Here is a 21,558-nt window from a genome sequence, read left to right on the forward strand (position 1 = left end):
TTCCGCAGGAACTCAGCCGCCACCGCGCGAAACGCCGCTCTGCGCCGCCCGGCGCCCCTCCCGACGATTCTCGCGGCGATGGCGGACCAGCCGCAGCACATAGGTGCCCAGCAGGACGATGAACAGCACCAGCGTCGCCGGCACCATCCAGTCGGCGATCCAGGGGAAGCCCACCCGCACCAGATAGCCGGTGGCGGCCAGCACCAGCGACCACAGCGCCGCACCGGCGGCGGCATAGAGCAGGAACACCCCCATCGGCAGCCCGCAGGCCCCGGCGGGAACGGAGATCAGCGTGCGCAGCCCTGGCAGCGGCTGGCACAGCAGCACGGCGAGACCGCCGCGCCGGGCGAACCATTCGGTGGCGCGGTGGACCTGCTCCGGCTTCACCGTCAGCCAATGGCCATGGCGGCGCAAGAAGGCCTCGAACCGCTCGCGCCCCATCCAGTGCGCCGGCAGATACCACACCAGCTCCCCGACGGCGGATCCCGCCCCGGCGGCCAGCGCCACCAGCAGCAGGTTGAACTCCCCCGTCGCGGCGCCCATGCCGGCCAGCGGGATCACCGTCTCCGCCGGCACCGGCGGCAGCACGCGGGCCAGGATCAGCATCAGGAAGATGCCGAGATAGCCGAACTGCTGCACGATCTGGATGATCCACTCGGTCATGGTGTCCACAAGGGTCGGGGGATGAGCCGGTTCTCCACCTGTGAACCGCGCGAGCCTTGCGGTCGTTCCCCATTTCCCGTCTTCTTGACTCCAATCAAGGCGAGTGCCGTTCGTCCACGGTTTAGTGTCTCCATCATGACCGCATCCCTCACCCTCGCCGCCGCCCTGCTGTTCCTCAGCCATGCCCTGCCGTCCTGGCCGGGGGTGCGGCCCGCCCTGATCGCCCGGCTCGGCCGCGGCGGCTTTGCGACGATCCATTCCGTCGGCTCTCTGGTGACGCTGGCCCTGTTCGTGCTGGCCTACCGTGCCGCCGACGGCGGGGAGGTGGTGTTCACCCCCTTCGACTGGGCGGCTCCGCTGGTCGCCGTGGTGATGCCGATCGTCTTCCTGCTTCTGGTCGCCCGCGTCACCACCCGCTTCGGCAGCCAGAGCGAGCCCAACCCGCCCCGCGGCATCTACCGCCTGACCCGCGCGCCGGGCAGCCTGGCGTTGCTGCTGTGGGCGCTGGCCCATCTGAACGCCACCGGCGATGGGCGCCGCGTGCTGCTGTTCGGCACCATGGCGGCCATCGCCCTGTTCGCGCTGGTGAAGAACGAGGTCGTGCTGCGCCGCAGCCCCGGCGGCCGCGCCTTCCGGGCGGAGACCTCGCTGCTGCCGCTGGCGGGACCGCAGGGCTGGCGCGGGGCGCTGCGCGGACTGGCGGAGATGGGACCGGCGCGGCTGGCCGGCGGGCTTGCCGCCTATGGGGGCATGCTGATGCTGCACCCCCTGCTCTTCGGGGTGGATCCACTCTACTGGATAGGTTGAGCGGGACGGCGGACCGGCGCATCTGTTGAGGACGGGACAGGAGTACCGCGCCCCGGCGCCACTGTGCCCGACGACACCGTGCCCTCCGCCACTGTTCCAGGAAGCTCCCGCATGAAAATCCGCGAGATCATGACCCGCGACGTGCAGACGGTACGGCCCGACGAGAGCATCCGCCGGGCCGCGCAATTGATGGACCAGTTGAACGTCGGCATCCTTCCCGTCTGCGACGGGCGGGATCTGATCGGCGTGGTGACTGACCGCGACATCACCGTCCGGGCGATTTCCGCCGGGAAGCAGCCCGACCGCTGCAAGGTGTCGGAGGTGATGACCGCCAACCCGCGCTATTGCTACGAGGACGACCCGGTCGGCAGCGTGACCGAACTGATGGCCGGCCAGCAGGTCCGGCGGGTGCCGGTGGTGGACCGCAACGACCGGCTGACCGGCATCGTCTCGCTGGGCGACCTTGCCACCGATGCCAAGAACGACCGCGCGGTTCAGGACGCGCTGGAACGGATTTCCTCCCCCTCCCAGCCGGACCGGACCTGACCAGCCCCTTCAGCAACTGGAGCCGACCATCATGGAACACACTCTGGGTCCCAACGACCCGCGGGTCCGTGAACGGGCCTATCAGCTTTGGGAACAGGAAGGGCGGCCCGACCACCGCCATCTCGACCATTGGGCGCAGGCCGCCCGCGAGATCGAGGAGGAGGACCGCCGCAATTCCGGCGGCCCCCATGTCAACAGCCCGGAAGCCGGGCTGGCGGTCCCGGATGACGTCGCCGCCCGCAACCAGCGGGAAGCGGCGGCGCATCTGGGCCAGTCCTCGGTGCCGTCGGACAGCTGACGGCCGGCATTGAAGCGGGGGAAGCGGTCACTCGATCTTGAGGCTGACCGCTTCCATCCCCTTTTCGCCCTGGCGGACGGTCATGCGCACGCGCTGCCCGTCGTCCAGGCCGCGCAGGCCGGCGCTTTCCAGCGCACGGGCGGGAATGAAGACGTCGCGACCGCCGTCGTCGGGCTGCGCGAAGCCATAGCCCTTGCCGCCGTTGAACCACTTCACGGTCGCGCCCACCTCGCTGGTCGGGCCGCTGGCCTGCGGCGGGCGCGGGCCCCGGTCTTGGCCCCGGTCTTGGAAGCCGCGATCCTGACCACGATCCTGGAAGCCCCGATCCGGCCCACGGCCCTGGAAGCCGCCACGGTCGCCGCCCCGGTCACCGAAATTGCGGTCGCCGAAGTTGCGCTCACGCGGACCGCCGGCATCGCGGCGCGCCCCAAATCCGCGATCACTGGGCCCACGATCACCGGGCCCACGATCGCCAAACCCGCGATTCCCACGGTCGCCGAAGCTGCGCTCACCGCCCCGGTCGCCGCCCCGATCACCAAAGCCGCGGTCGCGCGCCTGCGGGCGGGCGGGAGCGGCGGTGGAGAGGTCGACGGAATGCAGGACGCTGACCTGCTGGCCCTTGCGGTCCTCGACGATGTCGACGACGACGGTGGCGCCGTCCGGCAGGGTGGTGTGGCCGGCGGGCACGACGAGCGAGGCCGGCAGCAAGGCGTCCTTGCCGCTGTCGCCGACCTTGACGAAGCCGTAGCCGCGTTCGGGGTTGAACCATTTCACGGTGGCCGTCACCTGGGTGGCGACGACGTTGGGCTGGCGATAGACGTGGCTGCGGGGCGGCTGATTGTGCATGGGAAACCCGAACTCCGGCAAACAGAAGCGGCGCCCTTGCCAGCCCATCTATGGACCGGTGGACGCCAACCCCTGACAAATCGCCCGTCCGGGCGCTCTTGGCAAGTCGGGACCGCTCCGAATAAGCCGGACGGGCCATGAAATCACACAAGTGACGTCACACGGGCGGGCGTCAGCCCATCAGTCGGTCCATCAATTGGTCTGGGGGCAACTGGTCTGAGGCCAACTGATCCGGGGCCAGACGGTCGGGTGCCGGCGGCGGCTCACGCGGCGGAACGGGGATCGGCCCCGGCGGCTCCCCCAGCGGCGGGCGCGACGGATCGCCCGGCACCGGCATCGGCTCGTCGGGTACGGACGGCTCGCGCGGCGGTGCCGGCGGAAAGGGTCCAAGACTGAAGGTCATGCATCGCTCCTCGACACTGTTCAGGGCAACCGGCTCCGTCAGCCGCCATGGCCGCCGGGGGCGGTCCGCGACAGGCGGCGGGCGTCGTTCAGGCTGTTCATGCAGCGGGTCTCGTCGCCGTCGCGGGCGGCGCTGCGGGCGGCGGTCACCAGCGATTCCAGCTGGGCGTTCCGCGCCGCCTGCCCCATCAGCCCGTCGCCCCCGCCTGAACCACCCGGACCGCTGTCCGGCGTGGCGCGCGAATTGGCCTGCGGACTGACCGCGGGGGCGGTCGGCATGTTGCTGCCGATGGCCGGCGGTTCGATCACCGCCTGATCGCCGACGGCGGGCGGCGCCACCATGCCACCGGACTGCGCCAGCTCTCCGCTGCTGACGCCCGACCCCTGCTCGTCGCGCGGCGAGGAGCCGGACAGGCCGGGCGCGCCGGTGCCGGGAACGGCGACCGGCGGCGGTTCGGTCGACAGGCCCTGGTCGGCGGCGAACTGCTCCACCATCGCGGCGCAGCCCGCGGGGGCCGCTCCTCCCGTCTGGGCCGCCGCCGGCTGGATGGTGAGAAACCCGGCCGCCAAGACGAGGGCGACGGGGACGACAGGGGCGACGGTGCCAAGCCTCATGAAATCTGTCCGCATCGGTCGCGTGCTCCTCGGATCGGCTATGCCACAAGAGGCGTGTTCCGACCGAATCAACGGCGGGGGGAGGGGCGCGGTTCCGGCGGACGGACGGAAGATCGGCCCGGCCATGCATCTTGCTCATTTCGCGGGCAGCGTGCGGCGGCTGTAGAGTGCTGGTCCTCCTGCTCCCCCATCTCCAAACATACGGTCCGTATTTCCATCATGATCGCCAACATGGCCGCGCTGGGCGCGGCGCTGTGCTGGGCCGCGGGCGGCCTGATCGCCATCGGACCGGTGCGGGTGCTCGGCTCCATCGCCTTCAACCGCGTGCGGCTGACCATCGTCGCCACCGCTCTGCTGATCGCCACGACGCTGATGGGCGGCTGGCAGACGCTGGATACGGGATCGGCGCTGACGCTGGCTCTGTCGGGTCTGCTGGGGATCGTGGTGGGAGACATGGCGCTGTTCTGGTCGCTCAGCCGGCTGGGACCGCGCCGCAACGTGGTGATCTACGCCGCCAACGCGCCGCTGACCGCCCTGCTCGCCTATGCCCTGCTGGGAGAGGCGCTGGGGCCCTGGACCGTCCTGGGCGTGGCGCTGGTCACGCTGGGGGTGATGCTGGCGGTGGCTCTGCGTTCCGGCTCCACCCACAGCTGGGAGGCGATCCAGGGCAGCCTGCTGGCCGGCGTGTCGGTCTGCCTGCTGGCGGCGGTCGGACAGGCCGCCGGCTCGATCATCGCCAAGCCGGTGATGGCGGCGGGCGCCGACCCGATCGCCTCGGCCGCGGTGCGGGTCACCACGGCGGCGCTGATGTTCACGGCGATCGGCGCCCTGTCGGCGATCCGCGGCGGCGGTGCGGCGGCAGGCGGCGGGCTGCCCGGCGGAATGTTCGGTGGGATGCTGGGCGGCCTGCTGTTGCCGCGCGGGCTGACGCCGAAGCTGATGTTGCAGATCGCCGGCAACGGGCTGCTGGGCGTCGGGCTGGGGATGACCTTGCTGCTGGTCGGGCTGGCACACGGCAATGCCGGGGTGGTCGCCACCCTGTCGGCCCTGAGCCCCGTCCTGATCCTGCCGATGATGTGGCTGCTGACGGGTCAGCGCCCGGCGCTGGGCGCCTGGCTCGGCGCCGCGGTCGCCGTGGCCGGAGTTGCCCTGATCGTCAATCGGTAAGCAGCGGCCTCAGCGCGCCGTCTCCACCGCCACGCCCAAGGTGGGCAGCGCCGCCTGAAGCGCGGCGGAGGCGCGGTTGACGGCATCGCGCAGCTCGGCCTTCAGCATCGGCGCGTCCGGCCGATCCTGCTCGCAGGCATGCTGCAGCTTGCGGGCGATGCGCGACAGGTCCAGCAAGCCGACATTGCCGGCCAGCGACACCATGGCGTGGGCGTCGGCCGCCGCGGCCTTCGCCGTCTCCGCCTCGCTGATGCGGTCGGCGCGCAGGGCCAGTTCGGCCAGCGTTCCGTTGACGAAGCGCGGCAGCACCTCGGCGCCCAGCGTTTGGGCCAGCGTGTCCAGCGTTGCCAAGTTCAGCACCGGCGAACTGTCGGAAACCGGAGCCACTCCGGCCAGCACGGCCGCGTCGTCCAGGGCGTCCTCCGCCCCGGCGTCGAGCCAGCGGTCGACCGCCGACAGCAGGGTGTCGCGCTCGATCGGTTTGGTCACATGGTCGTTCATGCCGACATCCAGGCAAAGCTGCAGCTGATCGGTCAACGCATTGGCGGTCAGTGCGATGATGGGCACGGCACCCCGCCGTCCGCCAAGCTGACGGATCGCCGCGGTTGCCTGCAAGCCGTCCATGCGTGGCATCTGCATGTCCATCAGGACAAGGTCGAAATCGCCCTTGCGCATCGCCTCGACCGCCAGGACGCCGTCCTCCACCACCTCGACCGTATGGCCGGCCTTGCAGAGGATGGAGGAGGTGACGATCTGGTTCATCGGCACGTCTTCGGCCAGCAGGATGCGGGCGCAGCGCGTCGCCGCGGCCTCCCGGCGTTCGGTGGCCAGCCCCGGCGCGGCGGCGACCGGCAGCGGCAGTTCGAACCAGAAGGTGCTGCCGACGCCCGGACTGCTCTGCACGCCGATCCGCCCGCCCATCAGCTCCGACAGCTGTTTCGAAATGATGAGGCCGAGCCCGGTGCCGCCATAGCGCCGGGTGGTGGACCGGTCGCCCTGGCTGAAGCGCTGGAACAGGTTGGCCTGTTCGGCCGACGCGATGCCGGGGCCGGTGTCGCTGACGGAGAAGCGCAGCAGGACCGGAGCCCCCTCGCCGTCCTCCGCCGACAGCAGCCCGGCCGATACCAGAACCGACCCGCGCTCGGTGAACTTCACCGCGTTGCCGACGAGGTTCAGCAGGATCTGGCGGATGCGCGCCTCGTCGCCATGGACGAAACGCGGCACGGTGCCGCCCAGCGACAGCTGCAGCAGCAGCCCCTTCTGCGAGGCGGCATTGCTCATCAGGTCGCGGCAGTCGCGCAGCAGCCGGTGCAGGTCGAAGGCGCGCTCCTCCAGCTCCAGCTTGCCGGCCTCGATCTTCGAGTAATCCAGGATGTCGCCGATGATCGCCAGCAGCCCGCGCCCGGCCTCGCGCTGGAGCGCCACATACTGGCGCTGTTCGGCCGACAGGTCGGTGCCGAGCAGCAGGTCGGCGAAGCCGATGACGCCGTTCAGCGGCGTGCGGATCTCGTGGCTCATCGAGGCCAAGAACTCCGACTTCACGCGGTTGGCCGCCTCCGCCTCGGCGCGGGCGGCGGACAGCTCCTCCTCATAGCGCTTGCGCTCGGTCACGTCGCGGACGACGCCGACCACCACGAACTCGCCGTCGGCCCCCACCGTCGGGCGCATGCTGGATTCGACCCACAGGTAATGGCCGTCGCGGTGGCGCAGCCGATGGGTGAAGGTGACGGGAGGCGATCCCGCCTTCATGCCGGCGAAGGCCGTCGCGGCGCTTTCCACATCGTCGGGGTGCAGCAGGGTGGCGGGCGCGCGGCCAACGATCTCCGCCGGATCATGGCCCAGGATGTCGCGCACCGATGGCGACAGGTAGCGCACCGCCCCGTCCGCCTTCATCTCCAGGATCATGTCGGTGGCGTTGTCGGCCAGCAGGCGGTAACGCGCCTCGCTCTCCCCCAGCCGCCGTTCGGCGTCGTGCTGGCGCTGTTCGCGCAACAGCAGGCCGCCCAGGAACAGGGTACCGAACGGAACGATGGCCAGCAGCGGCGGTGCGGTGCGCTGTCCCACCTGCAGCGCCAGTTCCAGGGTCGGCAGCAGCAGCAGGGTCAGCAGCGACACCAGCGTCAGCAGCAGGCCGAAGCCCAGCAACGACACGGCGCCGAGGAGCACGCCACGCCGCTTCACCCACATCGCGAAGCCGACACCGGTCAGGAAGGACAACAGCGCGTTGGCGACGCCGGCCTCCATCCCCACCCCGCCCAGGAAGATGCGGTAGCCGGCGACCGTGGCGGCGGTGATGGCGGCGGACAGCGGGCCGCCGAACAGGGCGCTGAGCCCGACCAGCGGCGTGCGCCCGTCGATGAAGATGCCCGGCCCGATATGGATGGGATGGACCATGGAGAACAGGGCGGTCAGCGCCATCACCGCGCCGAAGACGATCTGGCGGGTGTTCAGCCTCCAGCCGTCGGAGCGGCGGATCAGGAAGGTGTAGGCGAGAACGACGAAGGCGCTTGCCGCAATGTTCTCGGCAAGGTCGTACGCCATCGAAGAAAAGTTGCCCAACATCGTCCGGCCGCCGTCCCCACCCGAATTCCGGCTAGCTCTATACCACGGAAGGGTGTCGCGAAACCGCTAACACCAACGGGCGGGGATGTGATCTGCCGGGGACAAAAGGCGGACCTAAGTCTCGTGTGGGGGGATCAGGCCTCCGCGTCGGGCTGGCGGGCGGGTGCGGCGGCGGCGAAGGCCGGCAGGGCGCGGCAGGCCTCGTCGATGCGCAGCAGGGTGGGATAGCCGTCCAGCGGGCAATCGAGCCGGCGGGCGTTCGCCATCTGCGGCACCAGCAGGATGTCGGCCAGTCCGGGTTCGTCGCCATGGCAGAAGCGTCCGGTGCGCGGATCGGTCGCGAGCTGCGCCTCCAGCGCGGTCAGCCCGATGGCGATCCAGTGCCGGTACCAGCCGTCGACCTCCTCCTGGCTGTGGCCCATCGTCTTCAAATGGTTCAGCACCCGCAGGTTGTTCAGCGGATGGATGTCGCAGGCCACCGCCAGCGCCAGCGCCCGCACCCGCGCCCGGCCCAGCGCATCGGCCGGCAGCAGCGCCGGGGTCGGGTGCGTCTCGTCCAGATACTCGATGATGGCGAGCGACTGGGTCAGCACATGGTGCCCGTCCGGCCCGTCGACCTCCAGCGCCGGCACCAGATGCTCCGGGTTGAGGTCGGCATAGGGCGGCTTGGCCTGCTCGCCCCGGCGCAGATGGACGAAGGCCTGCTCCGGCGCCAGCCCCTTCAGGTTCAGGGCGATGCGCACGCGATAGGCGGCGGAGGAACGGAAGTAAGTGTGGAGTTTCACGGGTGTGTGTCCGCTAGGTTGATGCTGCGCTTTGCCCCCTCCCCATCCCTCCCCCGCTCTCAGCGGACCTATGGTCCGCCTGTCGCGTCAGCACAAAGCATAGCTTTGTGCTGGAGCTCCGCGGGAGAGGGGGCAGGATGCTTGGCGGCGTGAGTTCAATCGCAAAGCAGCGGCAGTCCCCTCTCCCTCGAAGAGGGGGAGGGTTAAGGAGGGGGCATTCGCCAGCCGACACTCTACCAACCCTCACAGCCCCAGATAAGCCTGCCGCACCCGCTCGTTGCTCAACAGCGCGGCGCCGCTGTCGCTCAGCACGATCTCGCCGGTCTCGATCACATAGCCGCGGTCGGCGATGGCGAGTGCGGCGTGGGCGTTCTGCTCCACCAGCAGGATGGTCGTTCCCTCCCGCTTCAGCCGCTGCACGGCGTCGAAGATCTCCGCCACCAGCAGCGGCGCCAGCCCCATGCTGGGCTCGTCGAGCAGAAGCAGGCGCGGCTTCGCCATCAGCGCGCGGCCCAAGGCCACGATCTGCTGCTGGCCGCCCGACAGGGTGCCGGCAGGCTGGTCGCGCTTGACCTTCAGCACCGGGAACATCTCGTACAGCCGGTCGATGTCGTCGTCCGGCTTGCCGCTGCCGCGTCGGTAGGCGCCGAGGCGGAGATTGTCCTCCACGCTCTGCGGTCCGAACAGCTGCCGGCCCTCCGGCACCTGCACCACCCCTTCGGCGACACGGCGCGACGCCTTCATCCGGGTGATGTCGCAGCCGTCGAAAGTGATGCGCCCGCTGCTGGCGGGGTGGACGCCGGACAGGGTGCGCAGCAGCGTCGTCTTGCCGGCGCCGTTGGCGCCGACCAGCGCCACCAGCTCGCCCTCCCGCACGGTCAGGCTGGCCGATTTCAGCGCGTGGATGCGGCCGTAATGGCTGTTGAGTCCCTCGATCTCCAGAAGCATGCTCCGCGCCTCCCTCACGGTGCCGCGCCGAGATAGGCGGCGATGACGTCCGCGTTGGCCGCCACCTCCTGCGGCGTGCCCTCGGCCAGCATGCGGCCCTGATTCAGGGCGGTGATCCGGTGGGAGATTCCCATCACCATCTTCATGTCGTGCTCCACCAGGATGATGGTGACGCCGGACGCCGCGACGGTCTTGATGACCTCGTCGATCTCGCGGCTTTCGGTGGCGTTCAGGCCGGCCGCCGGCTCGTCCAGCAGAAGCAGCTTCGGCTCCGACGCCAGCGCACGGGCAATCTCCAGCCGCTTCAGCGCGCCGTAGGGCATCGCCGCCGCGTCGGCGTCGATGTATTTCTCCAGCCCGACCTCGGTCATCAACTGCGCCGCCCGGTCCTTCGCCTCGCGGTCCTTGCGCACCAGCGACGGAAAGCGGAACAGGGCCGGCAGAAGCCGCGTGTTCAGGTGCAGGTGCCGCCCCACCATGACGTTCTCCAGCGCCGTCATGTTGAAGAAGATCTGCAGGTTCTGAAAGGTGCGCGACATGCCGCGGGCGGCCAGCTTGTAGGGCGCCATGCCCGATACGTCAGCCCCGTCGAACAGCACCCGGCCGCCCGACGGCTTGTAGACGCCGGTCACCAGATTGAACAGGGTGGTCTTGCCCGCGCCGTTCGGCCCGATGATCGAATGGATGTCGCCGGCCGCAACGGTGAAGCTCAGATCGCCGATGGCGAGCACGCCGCCGAACTCGCGGCTGAGATGCTCCACCTTCAGGATCGGCGGGCCGACGCGGCGGGCCTGCGACGTGGTATCGGGGGAAAGATCGGTGGTCGCCAGCATCTTCATGCCCGCCTCCGCGCCGGGAGCAGCGCCGCCAGGGTGGGGAGCAGGCCCTTTGGCATGAACACCATCGTCGCCATCAGGATGCCGCCCAGCACGATCTGCTGGTAGTCCTGGAAGACCGTCAGCGCCTGCGGCAGCAGGGTCAGCACCACCGCGCCGACGACGGCGCCGAAGGTCGACGCCATGCCGCCGAACACCACCATGGTCACCAGCTCGATCGACTTGAAGAAGTCGGCCTTGGCCGGGGTGATCAGGCCGGCGTAATGGGCGAACAGGCTGCCGGCCACGCTGGCGAACACCGCCGACACCACGAAGACCAGCACCTTGAAGCGGGCGGTGTCGACGCCGACCACCTCGGCCGCCACCTCCGACCCGTGGACGGCGCGCAGCGCCCGGCCCATCGGGCTGTCGATCAGGTTCAAGGACAGCCAGACCACGCCGACCAGCAGCACGCCGACCACCCAGTACCAGACCTTTTCGCCATACAGCTCAAAGCCGAAGATCCTGAACGGCTCCACCATCATGCCGTCGGGACCGCCGGTCAGGCCGCTTTCGGTGCGCAGCACGATCGACACGATAATGCCGATGCCGAGCGTCGCCATGGCGAGGTAATGGCCCTTCAGCCGCAGGATCGGCTTGGCGACCAGGAAGGCCAGCAGCCCGACCACCACGGCGCCGGTCAGCAGCGCCAGGATCGGCGGCCAGCCATAGACGCCGACCAGCACGCCCGAGGCATAGGCGCCGATGCCGAAGAAGCCGGCATGGCCCAGGCTGATCTGCCCGGCATAGCCGATCAGCAGGTTCAGCCCGACGCAGACCACGGCGTTGAAGCCGGCCAGGATGGCGATGTCGAGATAGAAGTTGTTGGGCAGGAAGGCCGGCAGGACCGCGATCACCGCGCCCAGTGCCAGCAGGCCGGTCAGCCGCCCGTGAAGGAGTGCGTTCATCGGTTCTACTGTCCTTACACCCGTTCGGTGCCGCGCTTGCCGAACAACCCGTTCGGCATGAAGAGAAGGACGGCCAGGATGATGACGAAGGCCACCGCATCCTTGTAGGCCGAGGAGATGTAGCCGGCGCCCAGCGCCTCCGCGACGCCGACGATCAGCCCGCCGGCCACCGCACCCGGCCCATGGCCGAGACCACCCAGAACCGCGGCGGTGAAGCCCTTCAGCCCCAGCATGATCCCCATCTCGGTGTAGGAGAAGGTGATGGGGGCGACCACCGCCCCGCCGACGGCGCCCAGCGCCGCCGACAGCGCGAAGGAGGCCAGCACCACCCGCTTCACATCGATGCCGACCAGCTGTGCAGCCAGCCGGTTGTGCGAGGTGGCGAGGATCGCCTTGCCGGTCAGCGTCCGGTTGAAGAACAGGCCGATGGCGACGATCAGCACCGCGGCGGTGCCCACCACCCACAGCGACTGCGGCTGCATCGAGGCGCCGAGGAACTGGATCGGCGTTTCACCCGAGAAGGCGTCCAGCCGCTTGAAGTCCTTGCCCCAGACCAGCTCCGCGACGCCGCGCAGGAAGATCGAGGCGCCGATGGTGATGATGATGAGGGTGACGGTCGAGGCGTTGCGCGCCCGTTCGACCGCGAATTTCGCCACCAGTACGCCGACCAGCATGGCGCCGCCGCAGCCGATCAGGATCGCCAGCGGCAGCGGCACACCCGACGCCGTCAGGGTGGCCGACGCCATGCCGCCGATCATGATGAACTCGCCCTGGGCGAAGTTGATGACGTGACTGGCGTTGTAGATGATCGAAAAGCCGAGCCCCGCCAGCGCATAGATCGCGCCGATGGTCAGCCCCGACAGCATGTATTGCAGCAGTTCCGCGAACATCGTTGGGTTTCCGCTTCGCAGGCCCCCTCCCCCGCCCTCCCCCGCTTTGCGGGAGAGGGTGCCTCACGGGAAAGCGGCGGCAGTCCCCTCCACCGCTGAAAAGCGGGGGAGGGTTAGGGAGGGGGCATCGTGGCGTTAGTTAAGATAGGGCGGGAATCCTCCCTCACTTCACCAGCGACCAGTCGCCCTGCTTGACCTCCACCATGTGGAAGGCGTCCAGCGTCAGGCCCATGTGGTCCTTCGGGCTCATGGTCACGGTGCCGCCGGTGCCGACATAGCCCTTGGTCTGCTCGATGGCGTCGCGCATCTTGGCCTTGTCGGTGCCGCCGGCGCGCTTCACCGCGTCCAGCGCGATCATCAGACCGTCATAGGCATGGCCGGCGAAGGTCGAGACTTCCGAGTTGAAGCTGTCTTCATAGACCTTGGTGAACTCGGTCACGACCTTCTTCTGCGGGTCGCTGTCGGGCAGCTGGGCGGCGACGACCAGACCGGCGGCCGGCAGGCGGACACCCTCGGCGGCACCGCCGGCCAGACGGATGTATTCCTTCGACGCAACGCCGTGCGACTGGTAGAGCGGCAGCGAGATGCCGAGCTGGCGGTAGTTTTTGGTGACCACTGCCGGACCCTGGCCCAGGCCGAACACCAGAACCGCCTGGGCGGCCGCGGCGTTCTTGATCTTGGTCAGCTGGGCGGTGACGTCGGTGTCCTTGGCGCCATAGGTCTCGTCGGCGACCAGTTCGATCCCGCGCTCCTTGGCGACGGCGACGGTCTGCTCGCGGCCCGACTTGCCGAAGCCGGAGTCCTCGGACAGCAGGGCCAGCTTGGTCAGCCCGCGCTTCTTCATGTCCTCCATCACCTTTTCCGCGGCCATGCGGTCGGTGTGGGGGGTCTTGAACACCCACTTCTTCACCGGCTCCACGATCACCACCGCGCCGGCCAGCGAGATGAACGGCACGCCGGCACGCTCCACCAGCGGCACCGCCGCCATGGTCGCCGCCGTCGTGGTGCCGCCGACGATCACGTCGACGCCGTCGCTCTCGATCAGGCGCTTGGTGAAGGAGGCCGCCTTGTCGGCAGCGCCGCCGTCGTCATAGACGGTCAGCTGCACCTGACGGCCATCGACGCCGCCCGCCTTGTTGATGCGGTCGGCATACAGCTCCAGCACCTTCTTCTCCGGATCGCCGAGGAAGGAGGCCGGACCGGTGGCCGAGATGATGGCGCCGACCTTGATCGGGTCCGCGGCCTGTGCCGCCCCGGACAGCAGGCCGGATGCCGCCGTCATGGCGGTCATGGCGGTGAAGGCGATGGTGGCAAGCAAACTTTTGCGCATGATGTCCTCCCGATTGCTGCCCCCCTTTGCACGAGGGACCGGACCGAAGCCCGATCCCTCGTGCTGAGGGACGATTTGTTTCACATAATGTTTCAAACGAAATGATTTCGAAAGACCAATTTCAGCTCCCGCAACCACAATCGAAATACGGATGTTGCGGCCCGCTTCCCCTCCCCTTTGCAATCCTTCCCGCTTCTGGCCGGCAGATCGTCATTTCGTTTTATGACACAAAATTACTTTGAGACGCCAACCTAGTGTATCACGTTATTGATTGTCAAACGGAAAGTCCGGATTGCCTCCTATCGGCCGCCCGCCAGTTCATCCACGCTGTCGGGGCACTGGCCCAACCGGCATCAGGTTTCGTATACAATTCCATCGCGCCGCCTCACTCCGGTCCATCCGCATCACAAGCCGTATCGATAAGGACACCCCACCCGCATGGCCCGCCCGCGCCGCCCCGAAGACCTTGCCGCCCAGTTGACCGAAGCGATCGCGCCGCGCGCGAAGTCGCTGATCATCACCGTCTATGGCGACGCGGTGCTGCCGCATGGCGGGTCGCTGTGGCTGGGCAGCCTGATCGAGCTGATGGGCCTGTTCGGCATGAGCGAACGGATCGTCCGCACCTCGGTCTTCCGTCTGTGCAAGGACGACTGGCTGACCAACACCCAGATCGGCCGGCGCAGCTTCTATCGCGTCACCGACAGCGGGAAGGAGCGCTTCGCCGCGGCGGAACGGCGGATCTACGCGCCGCTGGCCCGCGAGTGGAACCGTGGCTGGGACCTGCTGATGGTGCCGCCCAACGCGCTGGACGCCGAGACGCGCGACGCTTTGCGGCGGGAGCTGACCTGGCAGGGCTTCGGCACCGCGTCGGCCACCGTCTACGCCCATCCCAACTGCGACGAGGCGGCGATGCACCGCTCGCTGGCCGAGTTGGGGGTCGCCGACAAGATCGTCCACATGAAGGCCAGCCTGGACCGGGCGGAAGGGTTCGGCGCGCTGCGCGATCTGGTGCGCGGCTGCTGGGACATTGACCAGCTCGAACACGACTATGCGGCGTTCCTGGATCACTTCCGTCCGGTCTGGGCGGCGATCGACGCCGCCGAGGCGCCGGCCCCCGCCGCCTGCTTCGTCCTGCGTACGCTGATGATCCATGATTTCCGCCGCATCCTGCTGCGCGACCCGATGCTGCCGCCCGACCTGCTGCCGGCGGACTGGCCGGGCCAGGAATCGCGGATGCTGACCCGCAACCTCTACCGCCGCCTCGCCGGCCCGTCGGAATCCTTCCTGATGCAGGCGGCGACCACCGCCAACGGACCGCTGCCCGATGCCCAGCCCGCCTTCCACGGCCGGTTCGGTGGGTTGGAGACCATACCGGCGGGTTGACCAGCGATCTGCGACAAAGGGTGCCCGTGGAAGCCGCTCCTTCGGCCTAAAGTTCATACATAAAATGCAAGGCATCGCGGTAAGCTGGGGTCGCAGCCGTCCGATCCAACCGTTCCCGGGACACCGCCCATGCTGACCATCGTCTACCGCAGCGAGGCCGTCGACCGGCTGCCCTACAGCGCCCTTGCCGACATCTGCCTGTTCAGCGCCCGCAAGAACCGCGAACTGGGCGTCACCGGTTTCCTGGTGGAGTTCGAGGGCATCTTCCTGCAGGTGCTGGAAGGCGAACCGGATGTGGTGGAGACGCTTTTCGCCCACATCGCCGCCGACACGCGCCACAGCAATGTCGAGCTGCTGCTGCGCGAAACCACCGTCGGGCAGCCCAATTTCGGCTTCTGGGCGATGAATTTCGGCCCGCTCGACACCCCGACCTTCTGGCAGGCGGTGTTCGGCTCCCCCGTGCGGACCGAGGAGTTCCGCCGCCGGTCGCACGATGCCGATTTCGCGCTGGACGTCCTGGCGCGGGCCTACATGCATGCCTGCATCGCCGCCGACGTCGATGCCGCGACACGCGATCTGGTGCGCGGCAACATCCCCTGCTTCGAAGCCGCCTGACCCCGACGGGGTCCAGCCTTTCGATACCGCACGATCGGATAAACTCCGTTTTGCGAACGAATTGATCTGGATCAATTCGGCGCACTCGCATGCATTCTGCTTTTAAATCAAGAAGTTGGCGGATTTTCCAGGCCGGCTTAAGTGATACAGATGCCGTTGATGACTGCAAAATTCTGTGTCATATAAAGACCACAGGGCGCCAGTGGTAATGTGAGCGCCCGCGGAATGCCCCCGGAGGAAACGCCCCCATGTCCAAGGACTACACCCCCATCGCCAACACGATGGAGCTGCCCCCCGCCACGCCGCAGCCGAACGTCTATCCGCTGTCCTGGGTGTCGCAGACCAAGAAGCTGGAAGAGGTCTATGCCGCCGCCCAGCGCGAGAACTGGGACCCGGCCAAGCTGCCCTGGGACAGCTTCGACGTGTCGCGCTACAGCTGGGAGGAGCGGGAGGCCATCGCCTATTGGTGGACCATCCTGTCGGTGTTCGACGCCTCGGCCCCGCCGGTGTTCGCCCATGCCCTGATCAAGACCTACGAGGTGCATGAGGAGGACCCGGTCCGCCGCTGCTTCTTCTCCGTCACCCGCGACGAGCAGAACCACGAGCAGATGTGCGGTCTGGCGATCACCAAGCTGCTGGAGGCCACCAGCCCGCTGACCTACGAGCCGAAGACGGATCTCGGCCGCCGGCTGCAGAAGAACGCCCATTGGCTGTACTACAACGGCGGCCGCTATTGGGACGGCTACAAGAAGGCGGTTCCGAAATACTCGCTGGCCGTTCTGTTCAGCTCCTTCCTGATGGGCGAGATCGCGGCGGCGACCATCTTCCACCAGATGGCGGCCGGCTGCACCGAGCCGGTGTTCAAGGAGGCCTTCCGCAACATCGGCCGCGACGAGGGCCGCCACATGGCGATCTGCATGTCGGTGATGGAGCGCGACTATCCCCATCTGGCGGTGGAGGACCGGTCGATCATCACCAAGCAGATCCGCGCCGGCTACCTGTTCCTGTCCGCCGTGCTGTTCGAGCCGCCGCCCCAGTTCTGGGACCTGCCCGACGACTTCATCGCCACCCAGCGTGAGGCCGAGGCCATCGCCCGCAACGCCGGTTTCCACATCCCGGATTACGAGGCAAAGAAAGAGAACTGGCGCAACGCCATGCTGAACCTGAAGGGCGTTCTGGACCGCTACAACATCCCGTTCCCGGCGATCCCGGAGGTCGGCATCACCGGCGAGGAAGTCCGGGACGTCGACATGGACGAGATCATCCCGGTGTTCTGAGGCACGTCCTCGCGGCCCCCTCCCTCCCGCTTCGCGGGTCCCACCCTCCCCCTCTTCGAGGGAGAGGGTGGATTTGCAGTACGGCGGCAGTCCCCTCTCCCACCGAAGGTGGGGGAGGGCTAGGGAGGGGGCATCACCTCTACACTCTCCCCATCCCGCCCAAGGATCCCCCCGGTGAGCCGCATCCGCCTCCACCCCTCGGGCCGCACGGTCGAGTGCCGTGACGGCGAGACCGTCCTGTCGGCGCTGGAACAGGCCGGCTACGCCCTGCCCAACAACTGCCGCGCCGGCGCCTGCGGCGAATGCAAGGTCAAGGTCCTCAGCGGCCAGTTCGACCAGGGCATGGTTCTGGACATGGCGCTGTCCCAGTCCGAGCGGAAGGACGGCTATGGCCTGATGTGCATGGCCAAGCCGATCTCCGACGAGCTGGTGATCGAATACGGCACCGCCGACGCCCAGCCCAAGCTGTTCCCGCCGCGCGAGAACGTGCTGTTCATCGTCACCGACCGCATCCCGCGCACGCCCCGCATCGTGGAACTGCGCCTGCGCCCGCTGGGTCAGCCGCTGCGCTACTGGCCGGGCCAGTATGTGATGTTGGGCGACGCATCGGCCGGCGCACCGCCGCGCTGCTATTCCATCGCCAACGCGCCCCGTCCGGACGGCGAGATCGTGCTGCAGGTGACCCGAGTCGATGGCGGCCCGACCAGCGGCTGGATCCACGACACGCTGACCGTCGGCAGCATGGTGAAGCTGTCCGGACCCTACGGCACCTTCATCGGCGACCCGTCGGTGGACAGTCCGGTGCTGTGCATGGCTGCCGGCTCCGGCCTCGCCCCCATCCTGGCGCTGACCGACGCGGCGCTGCGCCGCGGCTACCGCCCGCCGGTGACGCTGCTGTTCTCCGCCTGCACCCAGGCCGACGTGTACGAGTTGGGGCTGCTCAGCTACTGGCAGGCCAAATACCGCAACTTCAAGGTCAAGGTGACCCTGACGCGCGAGGATGCACCCAATCATCTGAAGGGCCGCATCCCCACCATCCTGCCGGACATGTTCCCCGATCTGTCCGGCCACGCCATCTTCACCGCCGGCAGCCCCGCCTTCGTCGAATCCTGCGTCGCCGCCGCCCGTGCGCTCGGCGCCAGGGACGACCAGATCCACAGCGAAGGCTACGTCTCGCAGCACATCCCGGAGACGTTGCCTGCCGACCGGCTGATGGCGGTCGGCTGAGACGGACGGACCGGCCTCACGCCCTGTGGACGCCGGCGATGAAGCCGTCGATCTCGCGGCTCAGGTCCTTCGACTGGCCGGCAAGCGCGGCGGCGGCGGCGAGAAGCTGATCGGCCGCCGCCCCGGTCTCCCCGGCGCCGGTCCGGATGTCACCCATGCCGCCGCTGACCTCCTGCGCCCCGTCGGCGGCCTGGATCACGCTGCGGGCGATCTCCTGGGTCGCCGCCGCCTGCTGGTCCACCGCCGCGGCGATGCCGGACGCGATGCGGCTGACCTGGGCGATGGTTTCGCTGATGCCCTGGACGGCGGTGACCGCCTCCTGCGTGGCGTCGCGGATGCCCTTGATCTGGCCGACAATGTCCTCGGTCGCCTTGGCGGTCTGGTTGGCGAGATTCTTGACCTCCGAAGCCACCACGGCGAATCCCTTGCCCGCCTCCCCCGCGCGCGCCGCTTCGATGGTGGCGTTCAGCGCCAGCAGGTTGGTCTGGCCGGCGATGGAGTTGATGAGTTCCACCACGGCACCGATCCGCTCGGCGCTTTCCGCCAGCACGACGACGGCCTCGTCGGCCCGTCTGACGTCGGTCACCGCCGCGTCGGCGATGCGGGCGGATTCCCCGACCTGCCGGCCGATGTCCTGAACGGAAGCCGACAGTTCCTCCGTCGCCGCGGCGGCGGTCTGCACATTCTCCGCGGCGGCGCGGGCGGAAGCCGCCACCTGCTCCGACCGGCCCAGGCTCTGGTCGGCGATGCCGGTCAGGCCACGCGCGGTCGATTCCAGCTGCTGGGCCGCCGACGCCAGCGCGCCGGTCAGTCCGCCGACCCGTTCGTCGAAGCCTTTCTGCAGATCGGCGAGCGCCGCGGCGCGCGCCTCCTTGGCCTGCCAGTCGGCCTTCTGCTGGCGGTCCAGTTCGCGGGCGCGGACCAAGCCCTCCTTGAACACCTCGACCGCGCGGGCCATGCCGCCGGCCTCGTCGTCGCGGTCGGCACCGGGCACCGACGTTTCCAGATCGCCGGCGGCCAGCCGGGTCATCGCCCCGGTCAGCGACGCCACCGGACGGGCGATGCCGTCACCGACCTTCCACGCCACCAGACAGCCGAGCGCGACGCAGCCCAGGCTGACCAGCACGGTCAGCAGGGTCAGCCGGTTGGCGTCGGCCATCACGCTGGACTGCGGCGCCGCCACCATGAAGGACCAGACGCCGTCGGCGCCGGCGAAACGGATCGGCGCCAGCCGCAGATAATGCGGCGCGCCGTTCAGCTGCACGATCCCGTCGAAGGCCCGCCCTTCGGCCACGGCCCGGCGGGCGGCCTCCGGCAGATCGTCGTCGGGCTTGGACAGCCGGGCGCCGTCGGGGTGGGCGACATAAAGGCCGGAGCCCGTCAGCACCGCGGCATAACCGTCGTCATAAGGTTTCACCGCGCGCACCAGATCGGTCAGACCGGTCAGCGCCATATCGACGCCGGCCACGCCGATGACGCGCCCGTCCTTGCCATCCATCACCGGGGCGGCGGCGCTGGTCATCAGCCGCTTGGTGAAGTCGTCGAGATAAGGTTCGGTCAGCACCGCTTTCCGCGCGGTGGCCGCCGCCTTGTAATACTCCTTCTCCTGCACGTCGGAGAAGGGATAGCCTTCGCTGTCGTCGGCCTGGACCCCTTTGTCCCCCGGCAGCCACAGCAGGCTCATCCGCCCGGTCTTCGGCAGCCCGAGGATCTCGGTCGTCCGGTCATGGGCTGCGAATTCCTGGTCGCGTCCGTCGAATCCGTCGTCGGCCATGTCCACCCACACACCGGCATAGAGCGGATTGGCTTCCGCCGTCCGGCGCAGATAGCGGTTCACCGTTTCGCGCCGCGGGCTTCCGGTAGAGCGCTCCACCTCCACCAGCGCCGCGGTGGCGCGGGCAGCGTTCAGGGCGGTGGACAAATCGGCGGCCACCCGGGCGCCGTGGCGGTCGGCCGTCTCGGCGGCCAGCAGCACGGCCGCATTGTGCGCGGCGTCGCGCGTCAGAACCAGCGACACCGCCGTAACCGCCACCGCCCCCGCCGCCAGCACGGCGGCCACACCGATGATGATCTTCGTCCTGAAATTGGCCTTCATCGCGACACCGTTGTCCGGTCCGCCCAAAGTTCCGGGATGAACGGAAAGGCGGCACCAATTGGGGAACAGGGGCCACCTTATATTCGATAATAACCGGCTGACATGCCGGTTTTTACGATTCAATGACGAGCCGTTCAATTATCCGGACGACTATGGATCGCGATGCCAACAATGAGACGAATTGCCGCAAGTGCGAAAAGGGCGCCTGCGGATTGCTTGCACACCCCGCCGACGCCCTCATCTCAACCTGCAGACCGGGCTGCAGACCTGACCGCTGCCGCCTCAAGCCCCCTCGTACCGCACCACCTGCTGGTCGATGGCACCGAACACGCTGGCGCCGTCCATGTCGAACAGCTCGATCCGCACGCGGTCGCCGAAGCGCATGAAGGGAGTCTGCGGCGCGCCGTGCTCGATGGTCTCGATCATCCGCAGCTCGGCGAGGCAGGAATAGCCGACGCCGCCGGCCGCGACCGGCTTGCCGGGGCCGCCGTCCAGCTTGTTCGACACCGTGCCCGACCCGATGATGCTGCCGGCCGCCAGATGGCGGGTCTTGGCGGCGTGGGCGATCAGCGTCGGGAAGTCGAAGGTCATGTCGACCCCGGCATCCGGCTTGCCGAAGGCTTCGCCGTTCAGCGTCGTCACCAGTGGCCGGTGCAGCTTGCCGCCGTCCCAGGCATCGCCCAGCTCGTCCGGCGTCACCGCGACGGGGGAGAAGCTGGAGGCCGGCTTGGACTGGAAGAAGCCGAAGCCCTTGCCCAGTTCAGCCGGAATCAGGTTGCGCAAGGACACGTCGTTGACCAGCATCAGCAGCCGGATCTGACCGCGCGCCGCCTCGGCCGAAACGCCCATCGGCACGTCGCCGGTGATGACGGCGATCTCCGCCTCGAAATCGATGCCCCAGGCCTCGGTCGCCGCCGGAATCGGGTCGGTTGGCGCCAGGAAGCTGTCGGAGCAGCCCTGATACATCAGCGGGTCTGTCCAGAAGCTGGGCGGCATCTCCGCCCCGCGCGCCTTGCGGACCAGCTCCACATGGTTGACGTAGGCCGATCCGTCCGCCCACTGGTAGGCGCGCGGCAGCGGCGAGGCCGCCTGCGCCGGGTCGAAGGGCTGGCCCGCCGCCGGATCGGCGTTCAGCGCGCGATAGGCCTCCTCCAGCTTCGGCGCCAGCGCCGTCCAATCGTCCAGCGCCGCCTGCAGGGTGCGGGCGATCTCCGGCACCGGGATGGCGCGGGTCAGGTCGCGCGACACCACGACCAGGGTGCCGTCACGCCCGCCCGCCTTCAAACTTGCCAGCTTCATTCGTCTCTTCCCTTCCTCAC

At 68.7% G+C, this 21,558-nt stretch carries 21 protein-coding genes; 8 read left to right on the top strand and 13 right to left on the bottom strand.

Translation table 11 applies throughout. The features are described 5' to 3' along the window. Positions 1 to 12: 12 nt before the first annotated feature. Positions 13 to 663, bottom strand: coding sequence for a DedA family protein (locus tag TSO5_RS26765; RefSeq protein WP_109154500.1), 651 nt, complete (start codon positions 661 to 663; stop codon positions 13 to 15). Between the two features lie 135 nt (positions 664 to 798). Here TSO5_RS26765 and TSO5_RS26770 point away from each other — a divergent pair, with 135 nt between their 5' ends. From TSO5_RS26770 to TSO5_RS26780, 3 genes are all read left to right on the top strand, one after another. Continuing rightward, the gene (locus TSO5_RS26770; RefSeq protein ID WP_109154473.1) at positions 799 to 1,470 is read left to right on the top strand and encodes an NnrU family protein; all 672 of its coding nucleotides are present in this window, start codon (positions 799 to 801) and stop codon (positions 1,468 to 1,470) included. Positions 1,471 to 1,581: 111 nt separating this feature from the next. Further along, positions 1,582 to 2,016, top strand: a complete 435-nt coding sequence (locus TSO5_RS26775; RefSeq protein WP_109154474.1) for a CBS domain-containing protein — start codon at positions 1,582 to 1,584, stop codon at positions 2,014 to 2,016. 31 nt (positions 2,017 to 2,047) lie between these two features. Further along, the gene (locus tag TSO5_RS26780) at positions 2,048 to 2,314 is read left to right on the top strand and encodes a DUF2934 domain-containing protein (RefSeq protein WP_109154475.1); all 267 of its coding nucleotides are present in this window, start codon (positions 2,048 to 2,050) and stop codon (positions 2,312 to 2,314) included. A gap of 27 nt (positions 2,315 to 2,341) precedes the next feature. On the opposite strand, the gene TSO5_RS26785 is transcribed toward TSO5_RS26780, so the two are convergent. The 3 genes from TSO5_RS26785 to TSO5_RS26795 form a co-directional block, all read right to left on the bottom strand. Next, a complete protein-coding gene (locus TSO5_RS26785; protein WP_109154476.1) occupies positions 2,342 to 3,160 on the bottom strand; it encodes a cold-shock protein in 819 nt (272 codons plus the stop codon). Between the two features lie 172 nt (positions 3,161 to 3,332). After that, a complete protein-coding gene (locus TSO5_RS26790; protein WP_109154477.1) occupies positions 3,333 to 3,563 on the bottom strand; it encodes a hypothetical protein in 231 nt (76 codons plus the stop codon). A 38-nt stretch (positions 3,564 to 3,601) separates the two neighbouring features. Then, the gene (locus tag TSO5_RS26795; protein WP_247870980.1) at positions 3,602 to 4,177 is read right to left on the bottom strand and encodes a hypothetical protein; all 576 of its coding nucleotides are present in this window, start codon (positions 4,175 to 4,177) and stop codon (positions 3,602 to 3,604) included. Between the two features lie 219 nt (positions 4,178 to 4,396). Here TSO5_RS26795 and TSO5_RS26800 point away from each other — a divergent pair, with 219 nt between their 5' ends. After that, the gene (locus TSO5_RS26800; RefSeq protein ID WP_109154479.1) at positions 4,397 to 5,344 is read left to right on the top strand and encodes a DMT family transporter; all 948 of its coding nucleotides are present in this window, start codon (positions 4,397 to 4,399) and stop codon (positions 5,342 to 5,344) included. Between the two features lie 9 nt (positions 5,345 to 5,353). On the opposite strand, the gene TSO5_RS26805 is transcribed toward TSO5_RS26800, so the two are convergent. The 7 genes from TSO5_RS26805 to TSO5_RS26835 all read right to left on the bottom strand — a co-directional run bounded on the left by TSO5_RS26805 (position 5,354) and on the right by TSO5_RS26835 (position 13,642). Beyond that, entirely contained in the window at positions 5,354 to 7,885 is a 2,532-nt protein-coding gene (locus TSO5_RS26805; protein WP_109154480.1) for an ATP-binding protein, read from the bottom strand. A 155-nt stretch (positions 7,886 to 8,040) separates the two neighbouring features. Beyond that, complete coding sequence (maiA, locus tag TSO5_RS26810) at positions 8,041 to 8,691, bottom strand: maleylacetoacetate isomerase (RefSeq protein ID WP_109154481.1); 651 nt, start codon at positions 8,689 to 8,691, stop codon at positions 8,041 to 8,043. 243 nt (positions 8,692 to 8,934) lie between these two features. Then, entirely contained in the window at positions 8,935 to 9,639 is a 705-nt protein-coding gene (locus TSO5_RS26815) for an ABC transporter ATP-binding protein (RefSeq protein ID WP_109048004.1), read from the bottom strand. A 14-nt stretch (positions 9,640 to 9,653) separates the two neighbouring features. Then, complete coding sequence (locus tag TSO5_RS26820) at positions 9,654 to 10,478, bottom strand: ABC transporter ATP-binding protein (RefSeq protein WP_109154482.1); 825 nt, start codon at positions 10,476 to 10,478, stop codon at positions 9,654 to 9,656. Beyond that, positions 10,475 to 11,422, bottom strand: coding sequence for a branched-chain amino acid ABC transporter permease (locus tag TSO5_RS26825; RefSeq protein ID WP_109154483.1), 948 nt, complete (start codon positions 11,420 to 11,422; stop codon positions 10,475 to 10,477). Before TSO5_RS26825 ends, TSO5_RS26820 begins: the two co-directional genes overlap by 4 nt. A gap of 14 nt (positions 11,423 to 11,436) precedes the next feature. Then, on the bottom strand, positions 11,437 to 12,312 hold the full coding sequence (locus tag TSO5_RS26830) for a branched-chain amino acid ABC transporter permease (RefSeq protein ID WP_109154484.1): 876 nt from the start codon (positions 12,310 to 12,312) through the stop codon (positions 11,437 to 11,439). A 163-nt stretch (positions 12,313 to 12,475) separates the two neighbouring features. Continuing rightward, positions 12,476 to 13,642: an ABC transporter substrate-binding protein gene (locus TSO5_RS26835; RefSeq protein ID WP_109154485.1), complete on the bottom strand. Its 1,167-nt coding sequence runs from the start codon at positions 13,640 to 13,642 to the stop codon at positions 12,476 to 12,478. Between the two features lie 438 nt (positions 13,643 to 14,080). On the opposite strand from TSO5_RS26835, the gene paaX reads away from it, so the two are divergent. From paaX to TSO5_RS26855, 4 genes are all read left to right on the top strand, one after another. After that, on the top strand, positions 14,081 to 15,025 hold the full coding sequence (gene paaX, locus TSO5_RS26840; RefSeq protein ID WP_109154486.1) for a phenylacetic acid degradation operon negative regulatory protein PaaX: 945 nt from the start codon (positions 14,081 to 14,083) through the stop codon (positions 15,023 to 15,025). A 129-nt stretch (positions 15,026 to 15,154) separates the two neighbouring features. Beyond that, positions 15,155 to 15,640: a BLUF domain-containing protein gene (locus TSO5_RS26845; protein ID WP_109154487.1), complete on the top strand. Its 486-nt coding sequence runs from the start codon at positions 15,155 to 15,157 to the stop codon at positions 15,638 to 15,640. 248 nt (positions 15,641 to 15,888) lie between these two features. Then, positions 15,889 to 16,917, top strand: a complete 1,029-nt coding sequence (locus tag TSO5_RS26850; RefSeq protein WP_109154488.1) for a diiron oxygenase — start codon at positions 15,889 to 15,891, stop codon at positions 16,915 to 16,917. A gap of 174 nt (positions 16,918 to 17,091) precedes the next feature. Then, the gene (locus tag TSO5_RS26855) at positions 17,092 to 18,144 is read left to right on the top strand and encodes a 2Fe-2S iron-sulfur cluster-binding protein (RefSeq protein WP_109154489.1); all 1,053 of its coding nucleotides are present in this window, start codon (positions 17,092 to 17,094) and stop codon (positions 18,142 to 18,144) included. 16 nt (positions 18,145 to 18,160) lie between these two features. Here the strand turns inward: TSO5_RS26855 and TSO5_RS26860 are convergent, their stop codons facing one another. Both TSO5_RS26860 and TSO5_RS26865 read right to left on the bottom strand, forming a co-directional pair. Then, positions 18,161 to 20,239 carry a methyl-accepting chemotaxis protein gene (locus TSO5_RS26860; RefSeq protein WP_109154490.1) on the bottom strand — a complete coding sequence of 693 codons (2,079 nt, stop codon included), beginning with the start codon at positions 20,237 to 20,239 and terminating at the stop codon, positions 18,161 to 18,163. A gap of 282 nt (positions 20,240 to 20,521) precedes the next feature. Next, entirely contained in the window at positions 20,522 to 21,538 is a 1,017-nt protein-coding gene (locus TSO5_RS26865) for a fumarylacetoacetate hydrolase family protein (protein WP_109154491.1), read from the bottom strand. Between the last annotated feature and the right edge of the window lie 20 nt (positions 21,539 to 21,558).

This window comes from Azospirillum sp. TSO5, assembly GCF_003116065.1.
Lineage (GTDB): Bacteria > Pseudomonadota > Alphaproteobacteria > Azospirillales > Azospirillaceae > Azospirillum.

Coding starts and splice junctions, on each gene's coding strand:
- TSO5_RS26800 (WP_109154479.1), top strand. CDS start 4,397: ATGATCGCCAACATGGCCGCGCTGGGCGCGGCGCTGTGCTGGGCCGCG.
- TSO5_RS26775 (WP_109154474.1), top strand. CDS start 1,582: ATGAAAATCCGCGAGATCATGACCCGCGACGTGCAGACGGTACGGCCC.
- TSO5_RS26860 (WP_109154490.1), bottom strand. CDS start 20,239: ATGAAGGCCAATTTCAGGACGAAGATCATCATCGGTGTGGCCGCCGTG.
- TSO5_RS26830 (WP_109154484.1), bottom strand. CDS start 12,312: ATGTTCGCGGAACTGCTGCAATACATGCTGTCGGGGCTGACCATCGGC.
- TSO5_RS26850 (WP_109154488.1), top strand. CDS start 15,889: ATGTCCAAGGACTACACCCCCATCGCCAACACGATGGAGCTGCCCCCC.
- TSO5_RS26765 (WP_109154500.1), bottom strand. CDS start 663: ATGACCGAGTGGATCATCCAGATCGTGCAGCAGTTCGGCTATCTCGGC.
- TSO5_RS26795 (WP_247870980.1), bottom strand. CDS start 4,177: ATGAGGCTTGGCACCGTCGCCCCTGTCGTCCCCGTCGCCCTCGTCTTG.
- paaX (WP_109154486.1), top strand. CDS start 14,081: ATGGCCCGCCCGCGCCGCCCCGAAGACCTTGCCGCCCAGTTGACCGAA.
- TSO5_RS26825 (WP_109154483.1), bottom strand. CDS start 11,422: ATGAACGCACTCCTTCACGGGCGGCTGACCGGCCTGCTGGCACTGGGC.
- TSO5_RS26785 (WP_109154476.1), bottom strand. CDS start 3,160: ATGCACAATCAGCCGCCCCGCAGCCACGTCTATCGCCAGCCCAACGTC.
- TSO5_RS26835 (WP_109154485.1), bottom strand. CDS start 13,642: ATGCGCAAAAGTTTGCTTGCCACCATCGCCTTCACCGCCATGACCGCC.
- TSO5_RS26815 (WP_109048004.1), bottom strand. CDS start 9,639: ATGCTTCTGGAGATCGAGGGACTCAACAGCCATTACGGCCGCATCCAC.
- TSO5_RS26805 (WP_109154480.1), bottom strand. CDS start 7,885: ATGGCGTACGACCTTGCCGAGAACATTGCGGCAAGCGCCTTCGTCGTT.
- TSO5_RS26790 (WP_109154477.1), bottom strand. CDS start 3,563: ATGACCTTCAGTCTTGGACCCTTTCCGCCGGCACCGCCGCGCGAGCCG.
- TSO5_RS26820 (WP_109154482.1), bottom strand. CDS start 10,478: ATGAAGATGCTGGCGACCACCGATCTTTCCCCCGATACCACGTCGCAG.
- TSO5_RS26780 (WP_109154475.1), top strand. CDS start 2,048: ATGGAACACACTCTGGGTCCCAACGACCCGCGGGTCCGTGAACGGGCC.
- TSO5_RS26865 (WP_109154491.1), bottom strand. CDS start 21,538: ATGAAGCTGGCAAGTTTGAAGGCGGGCGGGCGTGACGGCACCCTGGTC.
- TSO5_RS26770 (WP_109154473.1), top strand. CDS start 799: ATGACCGCATCCCTCACCCTCGCCGCCGCCCTGCTGTTCCTCAGCCAT.
- TSO5_RS26845 (WP_109154487.1), top strand. CDS start 15,155: ATGCTGACCATCGTCTACCGCAGCGAGGCCGTCGACCGGCTGCCCTAC.